Below are 18,527 nucleotides of genomic sequence, written 5' to 3' on the forward strand. Positions count from 1 at the left end.
GCCTCAAGGTCGAGCCTGATACTCCTGATAGTTTTGCAAATTCCGCCACTTTCCACATGAAACTTCCTCTCGGTAGTTAACTATGGATAAGTTTAACAAGCTATTTGCTACTTAAGTCTGACTCTCCTCAGGTAATGCGGTAAATTTTTGTTTCCATCTTTCACAGACTTGTGAAAAACCTCAAACAATCTGCGATTTGGGATTCTCGGATTCAGGCTTGTCCCCATGCAGTCGATTTGAGCAACCTTTCATGATAGCTTTCGATCTGTGTTCATGGCTAGAGATTAATGGTACAATAATCTCGGGGTAGCATAAAAAATTGCTCGAAACTGCGTCGGTTTCGGTTGCCAAGAGTGCCAACCTTTAGACTGGGAATTGGTGTGGATTTTCTTGGTAGTGCTGACATTTGACTGGTTCCAGAGAGTTGCAATCGGATGTGGTCGCTGTCTGTCCCGTTGGCGGACTTGTGCTTCCGCTAGCCGATCGACTGTCGGGCCTGCTGACAACAAATCTCTCAGCAGTGTTAAGCTTGTCATCGCGAAGTCATTGTCTTCGCTAACTCGATCGCTCAGTCCCTTGCTGCGCTGCTAAAATTTTGTTAATAAAATTTACTCGGCGGTATGTATCTAAACAATTATGGTATAGTCTTTAGTTTCTAGCTCCCAATCAGAGCTTGAGGCTATAAAAAATATGCTGAGAACCCCGTCCTTTCAAGACGGACATGAAAGCTAACAGGAGGCTAAGGCAATGCCAGTGACAAGAGTGAGATTTCGTTATTGTCATAGTATCTACAAAATGATATAATATTTTGTAGAGCTAGTCAAGAATCATGCTAAATCTCAGTTACGAGTACAAACTAAAGCCGACACAGAAGCAAATTTCTCAAATCGAAATAACTCTGGTAATTTGTCGTAAGGTTTGGAACTACGCATTGAGAGAACGTAAAGACTGGATTGACTCTCGTAAATGTCCGATTAATGCTTGCTCGATCGCTCGCGAGTACATTATTCCGGCTGATGCTCCCTACCCAAATTATTACAATCAGGCAGCGGAGCTAACCAAAGCTAAAGAGTTGTTTCCCGAACTTAAAACGGTTAACGCAAAAAGATGCTTCAACAGGTGTTAAGAAAGCTTGAAACAGCCTTCCTAGACATGAAACGTAAGGGAATGGGATTCCCAAGATTTAAGAATAAATACCGAATGCGGTCGTTTGTATTTCCCCAAATGCTCAAAAATTGCCTCCAAAGAAATACTATTAAACTCCCACAGTTAGGCATTGTTGAATTCATTAAATCAAGAGAGATTCCTAATGGGTTTGCGATGGAGCAAGCTCAAATTGTCCGGAAGGCTAGTGGATATTTCGTCATACTTTTCTTAGAATGTGATGTTAATGTTCCTCAACCCGTTGCACAGGGATTCCCCGTTGGCATAGATCTAGGTTTAGACCAATTTTTAGCAACTTCTGAAGGCAAATTAGTTAAACGTCCTAAGTTTCTCAAGGTCGAACACCGCAAGCTTAAATTGCTGCAACGTCGGCTCAAGAACAAGAAGAAAGGCTCTAACAACCGTCATAAGTTGAATAGAAAAATTGCTAGGCTGCATCAGCGTGTTACTGATACCAGAAAAGATTGGCAGTTTAAATTAGCTCATGACCTAGCTCTAGATGCGGGAATGATATTTGTTGAAGATATCGATTTTCGAGTCTGGGCAAAAGGTAGGTTTGGCAAACACACCTTAGATGCTGGTTTCGGTCAATTCATCGCGATTCTGTCGTGGGTGTGCTGGAAACGGGGAGTACATTTTGAGAAGGTAAACAAGGATTACACTTCTCAGGTTTGTCCGAATTGCGATCGTCACACTGGCAAGAAAGCACTTAACGAACGAGTGCATAATTGCCCTGAGTGTGGGTATACAACACATCGAGATGTAGCAGCCGCTCAAGTTATTCGGTTTTCAAGGATTGTCGGCGGAGGGACGCTTCGTAGACATTAAAGAAATTGCCTGTGGAGGCGGTCTGACGGGGACCGGAAACGGTCTAGTTAAGAGCCTAAGAGACAGGAAGAAGAAAGCGTGAAGGTGTGGATGCGATCGCACCGGAATGCAACCTTTGAGAATTCCCGCGCATTTATGCCGGGGATCGCGTCAATAATTCCCATATTCGACCTTTGACCGCAAAACTTTAGAGGAAAAATTGCCGATTTTTAGATCCTTGTTCCTCAAATGCTTGAATCTCAAATCGCTCGAATGACTCGGCTGCAAGCTATTTCTAACTGCCCAGCGCAGCTCAAGCGCATAAATTAAGATGATGGCCTCATGGAAGACCGCTTTAACGCCCGAGATCCGCAGTCAAATATAAATCAATTGATAGTTTCTACTCCTTTTTTTGCAGGTTTGCCTGACCCTGTAATCGAGAGAGCAACTGTCCACATCGTTACCCGCAGTCATCCGTCGAATCAAGTGATTTTACTAGAAAATGACTGGGGAACATCAGTGTATTTTATATTGGATGGTTGGGTGAAAATTCGCACCTACAATCTAGACGGAAAAGAAGTAACGCTGAATATTTTAGGGAAAGGAGAACTGTTCGGGGAAATGGCAGCGATCGAAGAAGCACCGCGATCGACAGATGTCATCACCCTAGCCCCGACACTGATCGGCAATATGCCAGCTCAAGATTTTGTGCAACTCATTCATACCGAGCCCCTCGCAGGCATTCGGCTAGCTCAACTGATGGCCCGCCGCCTGCGGCAAGTCAACCGCCGCCTGCGTTTGCGAGAGTCTGACAGTACCTCGCGAGTAGCAGATATTCTATTATTTTTGGCAGAGGGGCAAGGGAAAAAAATGTCCAGTGGAGGTACAGAAATTCCCAACCTGCCGCACAGAGAATTAAGTAGCCTCAGCGGGCTGGCTCGGGAAACGGTAACGCGAGTGCTGAGCAAGCTGGAAAAAAAAGGAACTATTCAGCGCGAACGTGACGTTTTGTGCATTCCCGACCTACACGCCTTGGAACGTCTGTTAGTCTAGAAGTATCAGAGATTGTTAATTTGAATCTCATTCAACAGCACTCTCTGTTAACTAACGGATATTGATGATTTCCCGCCAGAGGTAAAGCTGTGAGTTTTAAGAAAATTTTCGCCGCCGTCGATGATTCTGAACTTGGCCGCCGCGTCTTCAGTCAAGCCTTAGAATTAGCCTCGATCGATCGAGCTAAGATGATGCTATTTCACTGCGTTACTGTCAACTCGCTGGGCGAGACGGCAGTGCCAATTCCGGTAGATTTGGGCTTGAATGCCGAGTTAATGGATCAAGCTTATCAAGCTCAACGTTTGCGGCTGGAAAGGGAGGTAAAACAGTCTGAGGGTTTGCTGAAAAATTATAGCGAGGTCGCAGCCAAACAAGGATTGGAGGTGGAATTTGACTGCCAAATGGATGGCGATCCGGGGCATTGTGTCTGCGAACACGCCCAAACTTGGGGTGCAGATTTAATAGTAGTGGGGAGGCGCGGCCGCACGGGGCTTACAGAAGCTTTCCTCGGGAGTGTGAGCAATTATGTCGTTCACCACGCATCTTGTTCGGTATTTGTAATTCAGGAAGTCAAAGCTGAAAAATGATGCTGCTTTCAACAGTTGACAGTTGACAGTTGACAGTTGACAGTTGACCTCTGCCTAAAAGTCAGAGTAGGGGAGTAATGAATAGTCTGATTTTAATTTTTACGCCCAAGCCAGAGGCTTTCAACCAATTCTTTCTGGTAAATTTTCCTGAGAATATCAATCTAAAATAAGACTGGCGTTCCTACCTAAACCTGGTTGCTGCGAACAATATTAAATTGGGTGGCGAGGCATCCCAAGAGTGAAACCCGAAGTCAATAGGGCATAGGGCATAGGGCATAGGGCATAGGGCATAGGGCATAGGGCATAGGGCATAGGGCATAGGGCATAGGGCATAGGGCATAGGGCATAGGGCATAGGGCATACCTCACTTTTTTGAGAACCGCCATACCTCATCTTTCCAAGAACCGCCATAGCACGCAAGTCCTGTAAAATCTAAAATCTAAAATCTAAAATCTAAAATCGGATGAGTGATTTTTTGTCAGCAGATGCTGCGTCTAATTCAGGCAGTTCACCCAGTACCAATAATGAGCCACAAACCGCCACTTTTTCAGTAATGGCTGGCGATCGCAAAAATTCCGAGCCGGGAACGCCCCCCTCTGGAGAAGCGCCTTTGAGGCTCGTAGAAACGGCATTTTTGGCAAGTACCGCTAGCTTGATTTGGCTGATAAATTATTACTTTCCGCTGGGCCCGTTGCTGCGGGTTTTTTTCCCGGTGCCCATAGCCCTGGTTTACCTGCGCTGGGGGAGTAGAGCCGCTTGGATGTCAGCTTTGGTTTCCGGTTTGCTGCTGTCGGTACTCATGGGCCCAACGCGGAGCATTTTATACGTGATTCCTTTTGGAATTATGGGAGTTGCACTGGGAGGACTTTGGCGGCGCAAAGCGAGTTGGTCTGTCTCTATTAGTGTGGGGGCGGTAATTGGTGCTGTCGGCTTCTTTTTTAAGTTTTGGCTGCTGTCAGCTTTGGTGGGTCAAGATCTCTGGGTTTATGTAACCGCCCAGGTAACAGAGATTGTGGAATGGGTATTTGTGAAGCTGGGCTGGCTGAGCGTGCCGAGTTTGAGTACAATTGGGGCGATCGCCGCTGGGATGATTTTGATTAACAATATTGTCTATTTATTTGTAGTGCATTTAGTAGCTTTGTTGCTGTTAGATCGTTTGGGAAATCCGATTCCGCGGCCGCCGCGCTGGGTGCAAGTTTTAATCGATTATGAGGAGTAGTTTTTGACAGTTGACAGTTGACAGTTGACAGTTGACAGTTGTCAACAGTGATTAGTGATTGGTGATTAGTTATGGGGCATGGGACATGGGGCATGGGAACCAACAAATAACAACAAATATAAGAAAAATCCAAAATAAGCTGTTGTGCATTTAACTTGAATGTCAACAAACAATTCGCCGTCTTATGGGGGAATACGGTTTACTTAAGATAGTCCGAAGAGAGGAACGAAGCAATCTCCGTACCTATTTTTCATAGGGTTTTACCCCCTGAACATTCTTAAGTAAACGGTATTGTCTTATGAGGTGGGCGTCTCGCTCTGAATATGCAATTTAAATGCGTGACAGCTTAACAAGGAACCAATGACTAATAACAAATAACTAATAACTAATAACAAATAACTAATAACTAATAACTAATAACTAATAACTAATTTATGATTCATATTTATACAGAAATTGAACGGGGGCAACGGTGGCTCGATCGCCATCGGGGACAAAAACCGATATTTGCCTGCGTGTTAGGATTTACCGCAACTGGCTTAATTCCGGGGATTTCGGCAGCAGGAGCAACCCCGCGCGATCGACAATTTACTTGTTTGGCCGATGCAGAATTTTTGTATAACGGCCCCCAACCCTCGCCGCAGTATCCCTTGCCGCCCCTAGAAGCGGGTGCCTCACCGGTACTAATATCTCGCGCCGCAGTTGAAGCTTTGGAAATTCCCCTTTACCTGTTTAATGCAGGTTTATCCCTGCCACCTCCGGTACCTGCAATTGATTTGGGCGGTACTGCGGCAAAGTGTCTTATTTCTGGGAATGCTTTGGAAGTAGAAACAGTCAAACATTTGATGGAACAAGGATTAATTTGGGGCGCTAAATTGGCTGCCGAAACTAATGGTAGTTATTTGATTTTAGGGGAGTGCGTAGTTGGTGGCACGACTACAGCTTTGGGCGTGTTAATGGGTTTGGGTATTGCAGCAGCGGGTAAGGTTAATAGTTCTCACCCTACCTGCAATCACGCTCAAAAATTGGCCGCGGTGACAGCGGGACTCAAGAATGCTGGGTGGGAAATCGGCAGAAAAAATAACACTCCCCTGGATTTGGTAGCGGCGGTGGGCGATCCGATGCAGATAGCGACGGCTGCAATGGCGATCGCCGCGAGTCGGAATTGCGGGGTACTCTTGGCTGGTGGCACGCAAATGCTGGCAGTATATGCTTTGATGCAAGCCTTAGCCGCGGAATACGAGCTGTTATGGAGTCCCGAACAAGTCGCGGTGGGGACTACGCGCTGGGTGGCCGAAGACCCGACAGGAGACACTGTAGGACTCGCATCGGATATCGGCGGTGTCCCTTTGTTGGCTGCACAGCTAAGTTTTGCGAGTTCTCGCTACCCGCAACTGCAAGCTTACGATCGCGGGTATGTGAAGGAAGGTGTGGGTGCGGGCGCGTGTGCGATCGCCAGCGGGCTAGCTATGAATTGGACTCCAACCCAACTCCTGCAAGCAGTAGAAGCCCTAGCCTCGCGCTGTGAAATGACAGATTGAAACCGGGTTTTTGGTTTTCCGTGCGTGTCGGAATCTCAGACGTTAAATATGAAAAATTCAGATGTGCGATCGAGCTGCAAACCTCGTTGTGCTGCTCAACTATAGCAATCCTCGCATCATTTGGATAATTCTTGTAGGGAATCTTTAAGAGCCCGGTTGCCCCGATAGATAAGGGGTAGGCACGGGGGCACTACCCCTACAACTCTTCATGAATCATTTAGGATTGCTATACATTAGTTTGGGCTGAATAATTATATCATTTTCTGTAGCATTTTTGCTTTGAAATTTACAGAATATTCTACACAATATCTCGCTTTGATGCAGTATTCATACTGTGAATTGTGCGAGACAAAAACACTCTATTCCATGAATCTATAAGTAGACGAGGATAAATCAACCCAAGTTGTATTTTCTCTCTCGATCGATGCCGATCGCCAGCAGCAATATTTAATTAGACCCGCCTACGTGTGAGTGCATTCTTTTGGCGACCAACTGTTCTTCTAAGGCAGCAATTCGATTGTAAGCTGCTGTTAGCTGAGCTGTTAGGCGCTGGATTTGAATTTCGGAAGTCAGCTCTTTTTCCAGACTTTGAGAATTCTTGTCGAAGTAGCTGTCATCTAACAGTATGTCCTTGTGACCGAGGATGCCGTCGAGATTGCTGTAGCTTTGATAGGGAGAGGTTTTGTGATTTCCTGCTGTCAGGGAGCGATCGTCCATATGCTGCTGGGCCAGCTTCGTCTCCTTGGCGGACTCCAATAACTTTTCATTGAGGTTTTCTACGAGTTTGTAGAGAGCATCGACTTGTTGGGTCAATGCTGTAACTTGCTGGCGTAGCGCTTCCATACAGTCATCCTCGGGATAGTAACTTATATCTTTACATTTTAGGGAAATCTTTACATAACTGGGATTTATCACTAAATTATTTAATTTTTGACGTAATTGTTGTGTTCCCAATCCTGACGCTAGATTTAGAGACTCAGGTTGAGGATTTTAGATTTTAGATTTTAGATTTTCTTGGATTCTGAAACGAGGTTTGTTAACTCCTATACTTTGTTCAAACCTTCAATCATAGTTAAAAAAAACAAAAAAACTCGGCTTCTGAGAGTGGGAGTCCCTCCAGGAGTGTGAGATTGACTCGGCAGTCAATTTGCCATTTTTCGATTTGGGACTTGAGATTGTTATGGAGACAGCAACCGGGTTTTGTAGTTATTAAACTGTTGCGGATTTAAAAGAAATTTTTCACTTCGGTTGTGGAAAAAGCGTCATCCAAGGTCAGAGTGTGGGGCTTTCGCGGTTTCCTGATATTAAGGAATGTAACACAGATACAGGCGATCGCCCGGAAAGACCGGCGTTTAACAGTTGACAGTTGACAGTTGACAGTTGACAGTTGACAGTTGACTCTTGAGGGCAACCTCTACCCTTAAGTCAGAGTAGGGGAGTCATGAACAGTCTGATTTTAATTTCTCCCTCGAAGGCGGGGGGCTTTCAACCAATTCTTTCTGGTAAGTTGACGGCAAGAACAGCAGCGACTCCGATCGCAGCAGAAGCGAGTACAATGGCTGTGTGTTGGAAAAAGAAATAAGACAAATCGGTGCGGGCTACCGGACTCGACAAACAATTATTTCCCGGGTCGCAGAACACAAAACATCGGTCAATATTTAGAAAAGCGGATTCACAGGTGAAACGAAGGTCTTTGCTATTGGGCGCAGCCACCCTAACTTTAAGTCAATTGGCGGCAGGTTGCGACTCGAAACCCACTCTCAAAATTCGATCGCTCAAAAACGGTATTCCCGCCCAACTCGCAAGCAAATTTAGTCGCGATTTACAACCGTCTCCGCAGTTGCAGGTAACGCAGGAAGGGCAATTAAAAGAATTATTCGCCCTGTTGCAGGAGTGGAAACGGAAACCGGAAACCAAAAATCAAGCTGACTTGGTGATGTTGGGAGATTATTGGCTGACTTTGGCAATTCGGCAAAAATTGATTCAGCCGATCGATCCTGCTAAAGTTGCTAATTGGTCGCAATTGCCCGAAAGATGGCAAAAACTCGTCCGGCGTAACGCTGACGGCCAATTAGACGCCAAAGGTCAAGTTTGGGCTGCACCTTACCGCTGGGGAAGTACGGTAATTGCCTATCGAACCGACAAATTTAAGGATTTGGGGTGGACTCCGAAAGATTGGAGTGACTTGTGGCGAGTGGAATTGCGCGATCGAATTTCGCTACCGGATAGTGCGAGAGAAGTTATCGGTTTAACATTAAAAAAACTCGGAAAATCTTACAACACGGATCAATTAGATAAAGTTCCCAACCTCAAACAAGAACTCGCCAACCTGCACGCACAAGCAAAGCTTTACAGTTCCGATGCTTACTTGCAACCGTTAATTTTAGGTGATACTTGGTTGGCCGTAGGTTCTTCGGGTGACGTACTGCCACTGTTGCAAACTCAAAACAATATTGCTGTAGTAATTCCTGCTTCTGGGAGTGCAATTTGGACGGATTTGTGGGTACAACCCGTATCAAAAAAACCAGTTTCGTTAGCCGAAAAATGGATTAATTTTTGCTTGCAGCCTCAGATTGCGCCTCAATTATCTTTGCTAGCAAAGGCTAGCTCGCCGATAATTGTCGGCATGAAACCCGAAGCTTTGCCCGCAGGTGTGCGCACTAATCCCGTGTTGCTGCCGGATGCTAAAATTCTTGCGGCGAGCGACTTTCTGCTGCCTTTCGGGGATGCAGGGATTCAGCAATATCGATCGCTTTGGCAAGAAATTCGACAAGTAGTGAAAAGTTAAGTAGGTATTGAGGTACGTAGTTGCGCTTCAGCGCTCTTCATAGATCTAAAAAACAAGCAGTGAGAAGTTAAGTAGGTATTGAGGTACGTAGTTGCGCTTCAGCGCTCTTTCATAAATCTAAAAAGCAAGCAGTAAAAAGTTAAGTACATTTTGAGGTACGTTGTTGCGCTTCAGCGCTCTTTCATAAATCTAAAAAGCAAGCAGTAAAAAGTTAAGTACGTATTGAGGTACGTTGTTGCGCTTCAGCGCTCCTTACATAGATCTAAAGAGCGCTGAAGCGCAACTACATACCTTGAAAATCATCAAAACTGACGCATCTTTAACCATAGAGTGCGTCAGTCACCAGTTGTACTTGTAAGCTGCGTTAATTGTTAAATTCTCAACTACTACTAAGGGTGAATTTTCAGGTAGCCCAAAATTCTGACCTTTTTTATGAGGCGTATATCCTTGTGCTAAGCCATAGAGAATTACCTCACGCACCAGCAAAGGTGTAATAGCTTGATAACCAAAAGAAAAACCTGTCGTCAATTTCTGAGCAGGATTCTCATATAACTCTATAAACAAACCAATACCACCATAATCGTCAGGTGAAATAAGCCAACGATATTTTTCGCCGTTTATGGTGATACTACGTGATTGTTTTTTAGGAAGTGCCATTTTTCATGTTATTTTGCTGGTAATTTTTGTCATAATTTATTGTATATTTCCAAATAGATTTTTTTAATTCCGTTTTTGGAAGCCGCATTTTTCAGATCAAATCCACGGGGCGTCAGCTCTTGATTTATCGATCGCCCAAAACACAACTCGCTACTGGCGCACCCTACTAAAATACTTTGAATTTACCTCGAAGACCGGGATTTGAGAGAGATTCTAAATCTATTTTACAGCTCGATCGATCGCCCTTGCACGCATAAACCGCCAAAGCCGTCCCCTGACGGTTGCAAACTCGCAGGTTGTAACCGTACTCGCTGGAAGCTGTGCCGAAGCGGTTAACAAACTGATAGCGTTCCATATAATCCAGCAAACTCCACAGTTGGCGGTTGACGATCAGGATAACCCATGTGTTGCTGCGATCGACAAACCAGCGATCGAGCAATTTGCCGCCAAACTGTTTTTGAGCCAACCACAGACTCGGCGTGCTTTTTTCGGTTTGCGAAAGCGGCGGCGACGGGAAATTGGCAGCATCTCCACTCGGGCAAACTGGTTGCTGGGAAAACGCCGCAGATTGTCCCCACAGCAAGGTTGTGATGCACGTAGAACTGGCAATTAGGAACAAAAATAAACTTTTTGTCAAAATGCTAGGTCTGCGCCGGAAAACTTGATTTTTGTGGCTGAGTTTCTGGTGATTTATCATAATTTATTGCGACAAAATTATTAAAATTCCGATCGCCTAAACAACGAAGCAGGCAAAGAAGCCGTAAAAGTAGAACCACAATCTAACTCGCTGGTAACTTCAATATCACCGCCCATCATCTGACAAAAACGCTGGCTGATAGTCAATCCCAAACCTGTACCGCCGTACTTGCGAGTAGTTGAATTGTCCGCTTGGGTGAAAGGTTGGAACAGTCGCTCTTGCTGTTCTTGTGTCATGCCGATGCCCGTATCTGTCACTCGGAAAACTAAATATTCAGCATCCAAAATTAACATTTGAACAACTCGCGGTTGATATTTATTTTTAAATTCTTCACTGGTAATTCTTTCGACAGTAAGTACGATCGCCCCATTCTCAGAAAATTTAGCAGCATTGCTCAGCAAATTCAGGATTACCTGCCGCACTTTCATCAAATCGCCGTGCATGGCGCCGATATTCTCGGCACTCAATACTTGCAAGGTATTGCCGTTTTTCTCAATTAACGGTTTGATGGTTGTCGCCACCTCCTCGATGAGGCCACCAACATCGAAGCTTTCGAGATAAATCTCCATCTTGTCAGCTTCAATTTTGGAAATGTCGAGAATGTCGTCAATCAGTTGCAGCAAGTGTTTCCCAGCAGTCCGAATTTTGTCTAAATCCGAAACTACCTCTAAGTTGCCCACCTCCTCGGCATCTTCCACCAGCATATCGCTGTAGCCGATAATTGCGTTTAGGGGAGTCCGCAACTCGTGGCTCATGTTTGCCAGAAAAGCACTCTTGGCGCGGTTGGCAAGTTCGGCGGCTTCTTTTGCCAACTGCCACGCTTCCTCGGCGTCTTTGCGATCCGTGATATCCCGCAGCGTGGCTACCACCGCTTCCACGGTGCCGTCTGTCGCACACACCGGGCTGAGAAGGTACTCGTAGTCGCGGGTTCCCCAGGCTGCGGTGGGGACGATTACTTCGCCTTTGGCGGGTTCGGCTGTGACAAATATGCGATCGCACTGTTGGTGAACCCGCTCCATAATGTTTGGAGGCCAGCCCAATTCCTGCCAGGTTTTGCGAATCATTTCTCTGGGGTTCATGCCGGCAGCTTGGGCAGCGGTGCGACTGACGTAAGTGTACCTTCCCGACTGATCCACTAGAAAAATTAGGTCGAGGGAAGCGCCGAGAATGCCGTCAACTGTTCTGGCGTGTCGGGCTACTTGAGCCGTCATTTGTCTGACGGTAATGGCGCCGCGGGCTCGGGCGGCGAGTTCAAACTGCAAGAGTTGGTTGGCTTGTTTGAGGAATGCCGTGCGCTGTTCGACTTCTATTTCTAGTTCTACTTTGGCTTTTTCTAGGGTGAGTTCGGCTTTTTTGCGATCGCTCACATCTGTAGAAATTGTACCGACTGCATAAGCTGTACCTTCGGAGTTGCAGAGGGGAAATTTGAGAGACAGATAAGTGTGCGGCCCGTCGTCTTGAGGGATGACTTCTTCAATGCTTAGGGGCGAACAGGTTTCAATCACTTTTAGGTCATTTTCTCGCAAGACTGATGCTTTGTCTTGAGGAAAAATATCGCCGTCGGTTTTACCAGTTATTTGTTCTTTTGCCATATGGAACAAATTGTCAAAATGGCTGTTTGTAAGCAGGTATTTTCCGTCAGCATCTTTGATGTGAATCATTGCTGTGGAGTTGTCTAAAATCGCTTGCAGCAGTTCTTCGCTCTTCCGCAGGGCTGTTTGAACCTTTTGACGTTCGAGTATTTCTCGCTGCAATTCCAAGTTGAGGCGATTTAAGTCTTGCCAAGCTTCTTGGACTTGATTTAAGGCGATCGAGCTTTTTGCTGGTTCTGTATTTGTCGGCTGTGGGTGGTTTGAGCCTGAGTTGGCTGCCAATACTGGGGTTGGGACAGTTAGCGAGATTTCGGGATTTGTGATTTGCGCGCGATCGCCCGCACAATTTCCATACTCAAAATCCATCGCTAATTGACTGTCTAAATTCGGTTGTTTCGGGAATAAACCGGGGAGTTCGCCCAAATTTAAATTGTCAGATAAATTGTCAGAAGTGCGATCGTCTTGGAGGGCTTCGCCAACCAGAGCTCTTTCATTCTCTTGTAGGGGCGGTGGATGGTGCGGGCCCGCCCTCCGAGTTGGTAGAGGGGGTAGGCACGCACCATCCACTACCCCTACAAAATCGGAATCCTCCTGAGAATGAAATAGCCCTGCTTCGCTAACACACTTCCCCGATTGCGGCTGCGCTTCTGCGGTGGAGTTAGATCGTAAATTCCCGTCTGCTGTTAATAAATCTGAGTTAGCTGGTTTGGCCAGGAGGCGGGTGACTCCTACTGCCAAGGCCAGGGGTGCGGCGGCAGCCACAGACAGTGCTAGCAGCCAATTATTGCCCCACCAGGATGCGAGATCAGTTTGTGGCATTCCCCGCACTAAAATTGCTGCGGGTTTTCCGGCTAAATTGTCCAGGGATTGAGCAGCTACTGTATAAGTTTTACTGCCTGTTCGCATTTCCTGAGCGACAGGCTTGCCGGCGGCTGCAAGTGCCGATTTCAGCAGCGATTTGTCTGCCAGCAAATCTGGCAACTTTTGATTTTTGGTAAATGTTTGCGAACTTGCCAACACAAATTTGCCGTCAGTTGGGACGGAGTAGATAGCGCGATATCCACCACTTTGTAAATTGATGGTTTCGCTGCTAGCAACTGCCGTCGTTTGGCTCAAAATTTTTTCTAACACTAAGACACCAATCACCGTCTTAGTTTTGGGATCTTTTACAGGAGTTGCTGTGTAGCGGACGAGAACGCTACCGTCTCCCGCAGCGCGCGGCAAAGATACCAATTGTTTCTGAAGTTCCGATTTGGCAATAATTTTGCTGGCGGTTATTGGCTTTTTGGCAGCGAATACTCGATCGACTATTTTTTGCAGGTTAACACTTTTTTCCTTGATGTTAGGGGTGACGCTAACTACAATCTGCCCGTTTTTTCCCACTAAGACAGCACTGTCTATTTCCCCTGTTTTAACTTGGGTTTCCAAAATATCCTTGACAGATTGTCGCAAATTTGATATGTTTTTACCGCTGTTATAAGCTGAGGCTATTTGGGCGATCGTTTTGCTGTCAGAGGAGTTTTGAAAACTGAATGCAGCGCGATCGAGTTTAAGATTGTAGTTACTTTCACTAAGGCTCAGTTCAGATTTAGCTTGATTTTGCAGTTCGCTGCTTCCAACAGTTGATGTTAGCCAAAGTGCTGCTCCCGTTAATCCGACTGGCAAGATGGTTTGTAAAGCCAGCAATCCAATTAATTGTTTTCTGGTGACAGACAAGTTGTAGGTAGAAGGTCTGAAAACTGCTTTCAATCTTCTTTCGGAAGTCCCAAAATTAGTAAGCTCCGAACAGTTTTGCTGGCTGTCGTTTAACTGAGTTTGAGCCATAGTAGTAAATGCTGAATCGTTTGTAGATGACACGGGATATTAATCTGGAAGTATCAAGTTGAGATTGGGAAGTTGAGATTTTAGAGAGAGTTCCGTTAATCACCCATCAGAAAAATGTTGGCTCTCGCTGGCTCGAAGAAAGTAATAAAATAACTGGGGTATTGTCATAGAAATAAAGTTTCTGGCTCTTCAACCAGATTTTGTTATTTAGTTTTTTTACCAGAAAGAATTGGTTTAAAGCCCCAAGCCCGATCGGAAGAAATTAAAAGAAGATGATTCATTACTCCAATCCTCTTCCTTCCAGCTAAAGGTTGCTGTCAACTATGAACTTTGAACTATGAACTAAGAGGGCGGGCACTCTTGGCACCGCCCCTACCACAGGTCAACTGTCAACTGTCAACTGTCAACTGTCAACTGGTGTTCAATCCCACAACCGCCTGCCCGCTTTGCCATTCAGTCGCTGGTGAGTGTCTTTGAGCAAAGTTGGGATGTCCAACTCTTCGGGACACCTGGGCAAACATTCGCCGCAATCGGTGCAGCGGTTGCCTTTGCTTCCAGGAAACCAATGTCCGGCATTTTCAAACATAGCATAACGGTATTTGCCAAACTCAGTCATGTCGCACCCGACAGCGAGATTCCGCAGCCGCAATACTTCAGGAATGTTGATGTTTTCCGGGCAAGGCAAACAGGCGTAGCACTGGCTGCATTTGTCAGTTTTCAAACGATCGGCAATCAGCGATTCCAGCCTCACAAACGCAGCAATTTCGGCCTGGGTGAGGGGAAAGTCGCGATCGGCATATTTTAGAGGTTGCTCTAATTCTGTCGGATTTGCAGGCCCCACACTCAGAGTTCCAATTCTAGTATCGCTCAGTAAAAACCGATAGTTCAACTCCAAAGGCGAGAAAGGCGAACACAATTTTGCGAGAGTTTCTGGGGGCGTGTAGAGTTGCCCTCCTTTGTCTGCCGGAGAAATAATGAAAACGCCCATATCTTTGTGCTTGGCGAGTTCAACTGCCGGGGCGTTGCGCTGAAAAAAATAGTAATAATGCAGATTGACAAATTCAAATAAATCTGTATTTATAGCAGCCAAAATCAGATCCAGAGGCCCGTGAGTCGAGAAACCGACGTGCCGAATTCGGCCATCAGCCAAGGCTTTGCGTACAGCTTCCATGCAGCCTGTGGGCGATCGCACCCAAGCCAAATGTTCCCAAGCATTCAAACCATGAATTGCCAGACAATCGATATAGTCTAAATTCAGGCGTTTGAGAGATGAGTCGATGCAGCGTTCCGTGGCAGCAGCATCGTCCGTAGGAGGGATTTTCGTGGTGACGTGGAAGCGCGATCGACCGACAGACAAACCAGATGCGAGGGCCGCGCCCAGATATTCCTCGCTACAACCGTAACCCGCCGCCGTTTCCAGGTGATTGATTCCCTGAGATACCGCCTGCCGTACAGTCTGGCAGGCAATTTCCTCAGAAGCCAGATAGCGCATGGTTCCCAACGAAAAAACAGACAGGTGCAACTCCGTTTTGCCAAACCGTCGATAGCGCATAGATTTTAGGACGAAGTTTCGCCCTGGCCCAAGCCGCTTCTTTTGATCAAATCCTCTGGACGGAGGTTTGAAATAAATTCTCGGAAAGCTCGGCGTTCGGCCTCATCAGCATCTCGATCGACCGGTATAGAAGCATCGGCGACGACTTCTTCCATCACCCAGATGGGGCTATTCGTCCGCAGAGCTATGGCGATCGCGTCGCTGGGACGGGCATCGATCTCTTTTTTCACTTCACCCTGACGGACAATCAGCACGGCATAGAACGTGTTATCTTGCAGCGAGTGAATCACTATGCGCTCCAAGGTAAGACTCCAGGCCTCTAGGAAATTGACTATCAAATCGTGAGTTAAAGGTCGAGGAGGCTTGTGACCTTCTAGAGCGCTAATAATAGCCTTTGCCTGCTCCTGACCGATATAAATAGGCAAAGCGCGACGCTCTGTAGCGTCTCTCAATAGGACAATAGGGCTGCGCGTGGCTGCATCTAAGGCAATTCCAGCGACTTTCATTTCAATCATTCGATCGGCCTCATAGAATTAAGACACTGCAAGGCGGCAGAGAACTTGGACATAAATAGATGATCTAAATCAAGTATGACTCGATCTTCGCCTGAATCTACAACTGATTGAGGACTGTTGATTTTCGATTTTCGGATTGAAGATTCAAGGAGGGGGCTTCAACAGTTGACAGTTGACAGTTGACAGTTGACAGTTGACCGTGGGAGAGCGACCTCTACCTATAAGTCAGAGGATTGAAACAGTGAATAATTTTGTTTTATTTTCCCCTCGAAGGAGGAGGCTTTAAACCCATTATTCTTGGTAAGGGACAGCAAAAGCTGATGTGTCTGGTTTGTTTGTGCCTTTGGTTTGATTTAAATAAGCGATCGACTAGAAAAAAATAACTATGTTTACAGGACTAATTCAATCTCTCGGAAAGCTGAAATCGTTAGGCAACGATTACTTCCAAATTTCCTGCACCTCAAGCAACTCCTACCAGATTTTACAAGATTTAGCCGTTGGCGACAGCGTAGCAGTAGATGGAGTTTGTTTGACAGTAGTAGAAGTTCTGCCCCAAGGTTTTGTCGCCATCGCTTCCCCAGAAACTTTGCGCCGCACTACTTTGGGAGCATTACCCGATGCTTGGGTAAACCTAGAAAGTTCCCTGCGCGCCGGTAGCAAATTGGGCGGACATTTTGTGACCGGGCACGTAGATGCGATCGGCACCTTAGCAACATCCACCCAAACCGCCAACGCTTGGGAGATGAAGTTTACAGCCCCACCAACAGCCAATTCGGGATGGCAGCGTCAAATTGCACCATACATCGTTTCCAAGGGCAGCATCGCCGTCAACGGCATCAGCCTCACCGTAGCAGATTGCGATGCTGACGGAAATTGGTTTGAAGTTGCCGTAATTCCGCACAGTTTTTCCGAGACAAACCTCAGCTATTTGCAGGCGGGAAGTTTAGTTAATTTAGAAGCAGATATTCTCGGCAAATATGTAGCCAAATTTCTCCGCAGCGGCCGGCAAGCCCATCCCGAACCCTGGGAAGAAACTCCCGCCATCAACAGTTTAGGAACAATTACACCGGAATTCTTAGCAGAACACGGATTTATCTAATCATAGATTGGTTCGTAGTAAGGACTTCAGTCCTCTCTTTTTCAAAAAATTGTTTGTAGTAACGACTTCAGTCCTCTCTTTTTTTTGCGGACTAAAGTCCTCATTACGAACCTGTATTGAGGAGTTGATTCCTCTTTTTTTGCGGACTAAAGTCCTCATTACGAACCTGTATTGAGGAGTTGATTCCTCTTTTTTTGCGGACTAAAGTCCTCACTACGAACCGATAATGGTTATTTTAATGAATTTCATGAAATTTCTCAACAAAAACATTTTTCCAAACAAGAACTGTCGCACTTCCCACCTGAGAAACCAAAAACAAAGCAGGCAATAGTTCGTACTTCTCTGGTACGTCAGCCACAAATTATATCAAATCTGGTAGCATCGTCTTGAATTAATCTCTCTATTCTCTCTCTGTGTCCTCTGCGCCCTCTGTGGTTAAATCATTCTGATACTATTAAAACTGACGCGCCCTATCAACAAACTCTTTCTCAACAAAAACATTTTTCTCCCAAAACAACCCCGCCGCAATTCCCGCCTGAGAAACCAAAAACAAAGCAGCAATTAATAGCTTTTGAATACCCGATCCCTGGGAAAATGGATAAATTAGCAAATTCAGATAAAATGACGGATGTTGCCGTTTCCCCTTAGCCCCACTTTTCGAGATAATTTCCCCAAACAAAAAAGCACCTCTACCGTAATTGAATTGCTGCCGCCAAAATTTCCGCAGAGTTAGTGCGTGGGAATGATAGACTGTCACTTCGGGAGCATACACCGCGCGGCCTCCCAAATTGAGCCAGCGAAAGCAAAATTCCCTATCTTCTCCAGCCGCCAGCGAAAAACTCGTGTCAAACCCGCCGATTTTCTCGAAAGCCTCAGCGGGAAGGGCAAAATTGTTAGAAGTGAAAAATTGTGCGCGATCGCCAATAGCATTGTAATAACTGTAAAGGTAATCGATCAGTTGCTGGCTGGCAGTAGAATAGATATTATCCGGCAGCGCGTTGACAGTTAGACCTCCGATTAAACAGTCTGGTGTTTCCCGAAATCGCTTTTCTAGATTTTGCAGCCAATCTGCTGCCACAGTACAGTCATCGTCTGTAAAGACTAAAAATTTGCCCTCGGCTGCAAAAGCCCCAGTATTTCGCGCCGTTGCGGGGCCTGAGTTGGGTTGTGTCAGAAGTGTGATATTTAACTCATTTTGAAAAGGGGAAATTGTAGTTTCTACAGATATTTCGGTGCTGTCGTTGACGACTATCACCTGAAACTTATCGCGCGGATATTCTAGTTCAACAAAAGACTGAAGACACTGGGCTAATTTCTCGGGTCGATTGTAAGTCGGAACTATAATTGAAAATAGATTTTGAGTTGCGTTCATGATATAGCGGTTATCAGAAAAATGAGGTACGTTGTTGGGCTTCAGCCCTAGAGGTTGATG

Annotated in this window: 19 protein-coding genes; 9 read left to right on the forward strand and 10 right to left on the reverse strand. The window is 45.9% G+C overall.

All coding sequences use genetic code 11. The features are described from left to right. Nucleotides 1-284: 284 nt before the first annotated feature. Nucleotides 285-536 (reverse strand): hypothetical protein, encoded by a 252-nt coding sequence (locus QZ918_RS19950; RefSeq protein WP_293152291.1) that lies wholly within the window; start codon nt 534-536, stop codon nt 285-287. 293 nt (nt 537-829) lie between these two features. On the opposite strand from QZ918_RS19950, the gene QZ918_RS33140 reads away from it, so the two are divergent. From QZ918_RS33140 to cobT, 6 genes are all read left to right on the forward strand, one after another. After that, nucleotides 830-1,126, forward strand: a complete 297-nt coding sequence (locus QZ918_RS33140) for a helix-turn-helix domain-containing protein (protein ID WP_367275383.1) — start codon at nt 830-832, stop codon at nt 1,124-1,126. 26 nt (nt 1,127-1,152) lie between these two features. Further along, a complete protein-coding gene (locus QZ918_RS19955; RefSeq protein ID WP_367275386.1) occupies nt 1,153-1,992 on the forward strand; it encodes an RNA-guided endonuclease InsQ/TnpB family protein in 840 nt (279 codons plus the stop codon). A 321-nt stretch (nt 1,993-2,313) separates the two neighbouring features. Continuing rightward, nucleotides 2,314-3,024 carry a Crp/Fnr family transcriptional regulator gene (locus tag QZ918_RS19960; protein ID WP_293152297.1) on the forward strand — a complete coding sequence of 237 codons (711 nt, stop codon included), beginning with the start codon at nt 2,314-2,316 and terminating at the stop codon, nt 3,022-3,024. 89 nt (nt 3,025-3,113) lie between these two features. After that, a complete protein-coding gene (locus QZ918_RS19965) occupies nt 3,114-3,611 on the forward strand; it encodes a universal stress protein (protein WP_293152300.1) in 498 nt (165 codons plus the stop codon). Between the two features lie 463 nt (nt 3,612-4,074). Beyond that, nucleotides 4,075-4,830 (forward strand): DUF2232 domain-containing protein, encoded by a 756-nt coding sequence (locus QZ918_RS19970; RefSeq protein ID WP_293337892.1) that lies wholly within the window; start codon nt 4,075-4,077, stop codon nt 4,828-4,830. A gap of 434 nt (nt 4,831-5,264) precedes the next feature. After that, nucleotides 5,265-6,371, forward strand: coding sequence for a nicotinate mononucleotide-dependent phosphoribosyltransferase CobT (gene cobT, locus QZ918_RS19975; RefSeq protein ID WP_293337893.1), 1,107 nt, complete (start codon nt 5,265-5,267; stop codon nt 6,369-6,371). 447 nt (nt 6,372-6,818) lie between these two features. Here the strand turns inward: cobT and QZ918_RS19980 are convergent, their stop codons facing one another. Together QZ918_RS19980 and QZ918_RS19985 are read right to left on the reverse strand one after the other, a co-directional pair. Continuing rightward, nucleotides 6,819-7,214 carry a hypothetical protein gene (locus QZ918_RS19980; RefSeq protein ID WP_293152309.1) on the reverse strand — a complete coding sequence of 132 codons (396 nt, stop codon included), beginning with the start codon at nt 7,212-7,214 and terminating at the stop codon, nt 6,819-6,821. A 382-nt stretch (nt 7,215-7,596) separates the two neighbouring features. Further along, on the reverse strand, nt 7,597-7,782 hold the full coding sequence (locus QZ918_RS19985) for a hypothetical protein (RefSeq protein ID WP_293337894.1): 186 nt from the start codon (nt 7,780-7,782) through the stop codon (nt 7,597-7,599). Nucleotides 7,783-7,812: 30 nt separating this feature from the next. Here QZ918_RS19985 and QZ918_RS19990 point away from each other — a divergent pair, with 30 nt between their 5' ends. Both QZ918_RS19990 and QZ918_RS19995 read left to right on the forward strand, forming a co-directional pair. Then, nucleotides 7,813-7,953, forward strand: a complete 141-nt coding sequence (locus QZ918_RS19990; protein WP_293337895.1) for a hypothetical protein — start codon at nt 7,813-7,815, stop codon at nt 7,951-7,953. Nucleotides 7,954-8,049: 96 nt separating this feature from the next. Then, nucleotides 8,050-9,159 (forward strand): extracellular solute-binding protein, encoded by a 1,110-nt coding sequence (locus QZ918_RS19995; RefSeq protein ID WP_293337896.1) that lies wholly within the window; start codon nt 8,050-8,052, stop codon nt 9,157-9,159. Between the two features lie 339 nt (nt 9,160-9,498). Here the strand turns inward: QZ918_RS19995 and QZ918_RS20000 are convergent, their stop codons facing one another. The 5 genes from QZ918_RS20000 to QZ918_RS20020 form a co-directional block, all read right to left on the reverse strand. Then, on the reverse strand, nt 9,499-9,816 hold the full coding sequence (locus tag QZ918_RS20000) for a hypothetical protein (RefSeq protein WP_293337897.1): 318 nt from the start codon (nt 9,814-9,816) through the stop codon (nt 9,499-9,501). Between the two features lie 166 nt (nt 9,817-9,982). Beyond that, nucleotides 9,983-10,513 (reverse strand): hypothetical protein, encoded by a 531-nt coding sequence (locus tag QZ918_RS20005; RefSeq protein WP_293337898.1) that lies wholly within the window; start codon nt 10,511-10,513, stop codon nt 9,983-9,985. Nucleotides 10,514-10,533: 20 nt separating this feature from the next. After that, on the reverse strand, nt 10,534-13,962 hold the full coding sequence (locus QZ918_RS20010; RefSeq protein ID WP_293337899.1) for a PAS domain-containing sensor histidine kinase: 3,429 nt from the start codon (nt 13,960-13,962) through the stop codon (nt 10,534-10,536). 388 nt (nt 13,963-14,350) lie between these two features. Further along, nucleotides 14,351-15,481 (reverse strand): aldo/keto reductase, encoded by a 1,131-nt coding sequence (locus tag QZ918_RS20015; protein WP_293337900.1) that lies wholly within the window; start codon nt 15,479-15,481, stop codon nt 14,351-14,353. 5 nt (nt 15,482-15,486) lie between these two features. Next, entirely contained in the window at nt 15,487-15,996 is a 510-nt protein-coding gene (locus tag QZ918_RS20020; RefSeq protein WP_293152327.1) for a bifunctional nuclease family protein, read from the reverse strand. A gap of 385 nt (nt 15,997-16,381) precedes the next feature. On the opposite strand from QZ918_RS20020, the gene ribE reads away from it, so the two are divergent. After that, nucleotides 16,382-17,095 carry a riboflavin synthase gene (gene ribE, locus QZ918_RS20025; RefSeq protein ID WP_293337901.1) on the forward strand — a complete coding sequence of 238 codons (714 nt, stop codon included), beginning with the start codon at nt 16,382-16,384 and terminating at the stop codon, nt 17,093-17,095. Nucleotides 17,096-17,330: 235 nt separating this feature from the next. Here the strand turns inward: ribE and QZ918_RS20030 are convergent, their stop codons facing one another. Together QZ918_RS20030 and QZ918_RS20035 are read right to left on the reverse strand one after the other, a co-directional pair. Further along, complete coding sequence (locus tag QZ918_RS20030; protein WP_293337902.1) at nt 17,331-17,453, reverse strand: hypothetical protein; 123 nt, start codon at nt 17,451-17,453, stop codon at nt 17,331-17,333. 96 nt (nt 17,454-17,549) lie between these two features. Then, a complete protein-coding gene (locus QZ918_RS20035) occupies nt 17,550-18,467 on the reverse strand; it encodes a glycosyltransferase family 2 protein (protein WP_293337903.1) in 918 nt (305 codons plus the stop codon). Nucleotides 18,468-18,527: the final 60 nt, after the last annotated feature.

Source organism: Microcoleus sp. CAWBG58 (assembly GCF_020883045.1).
Classification (GTDB): domain Bacteria; phylum Cyanobacteriota; class Cyanobacteriia; order Cyanobacteriales; family Microcoleaceae; genus Microcoleus.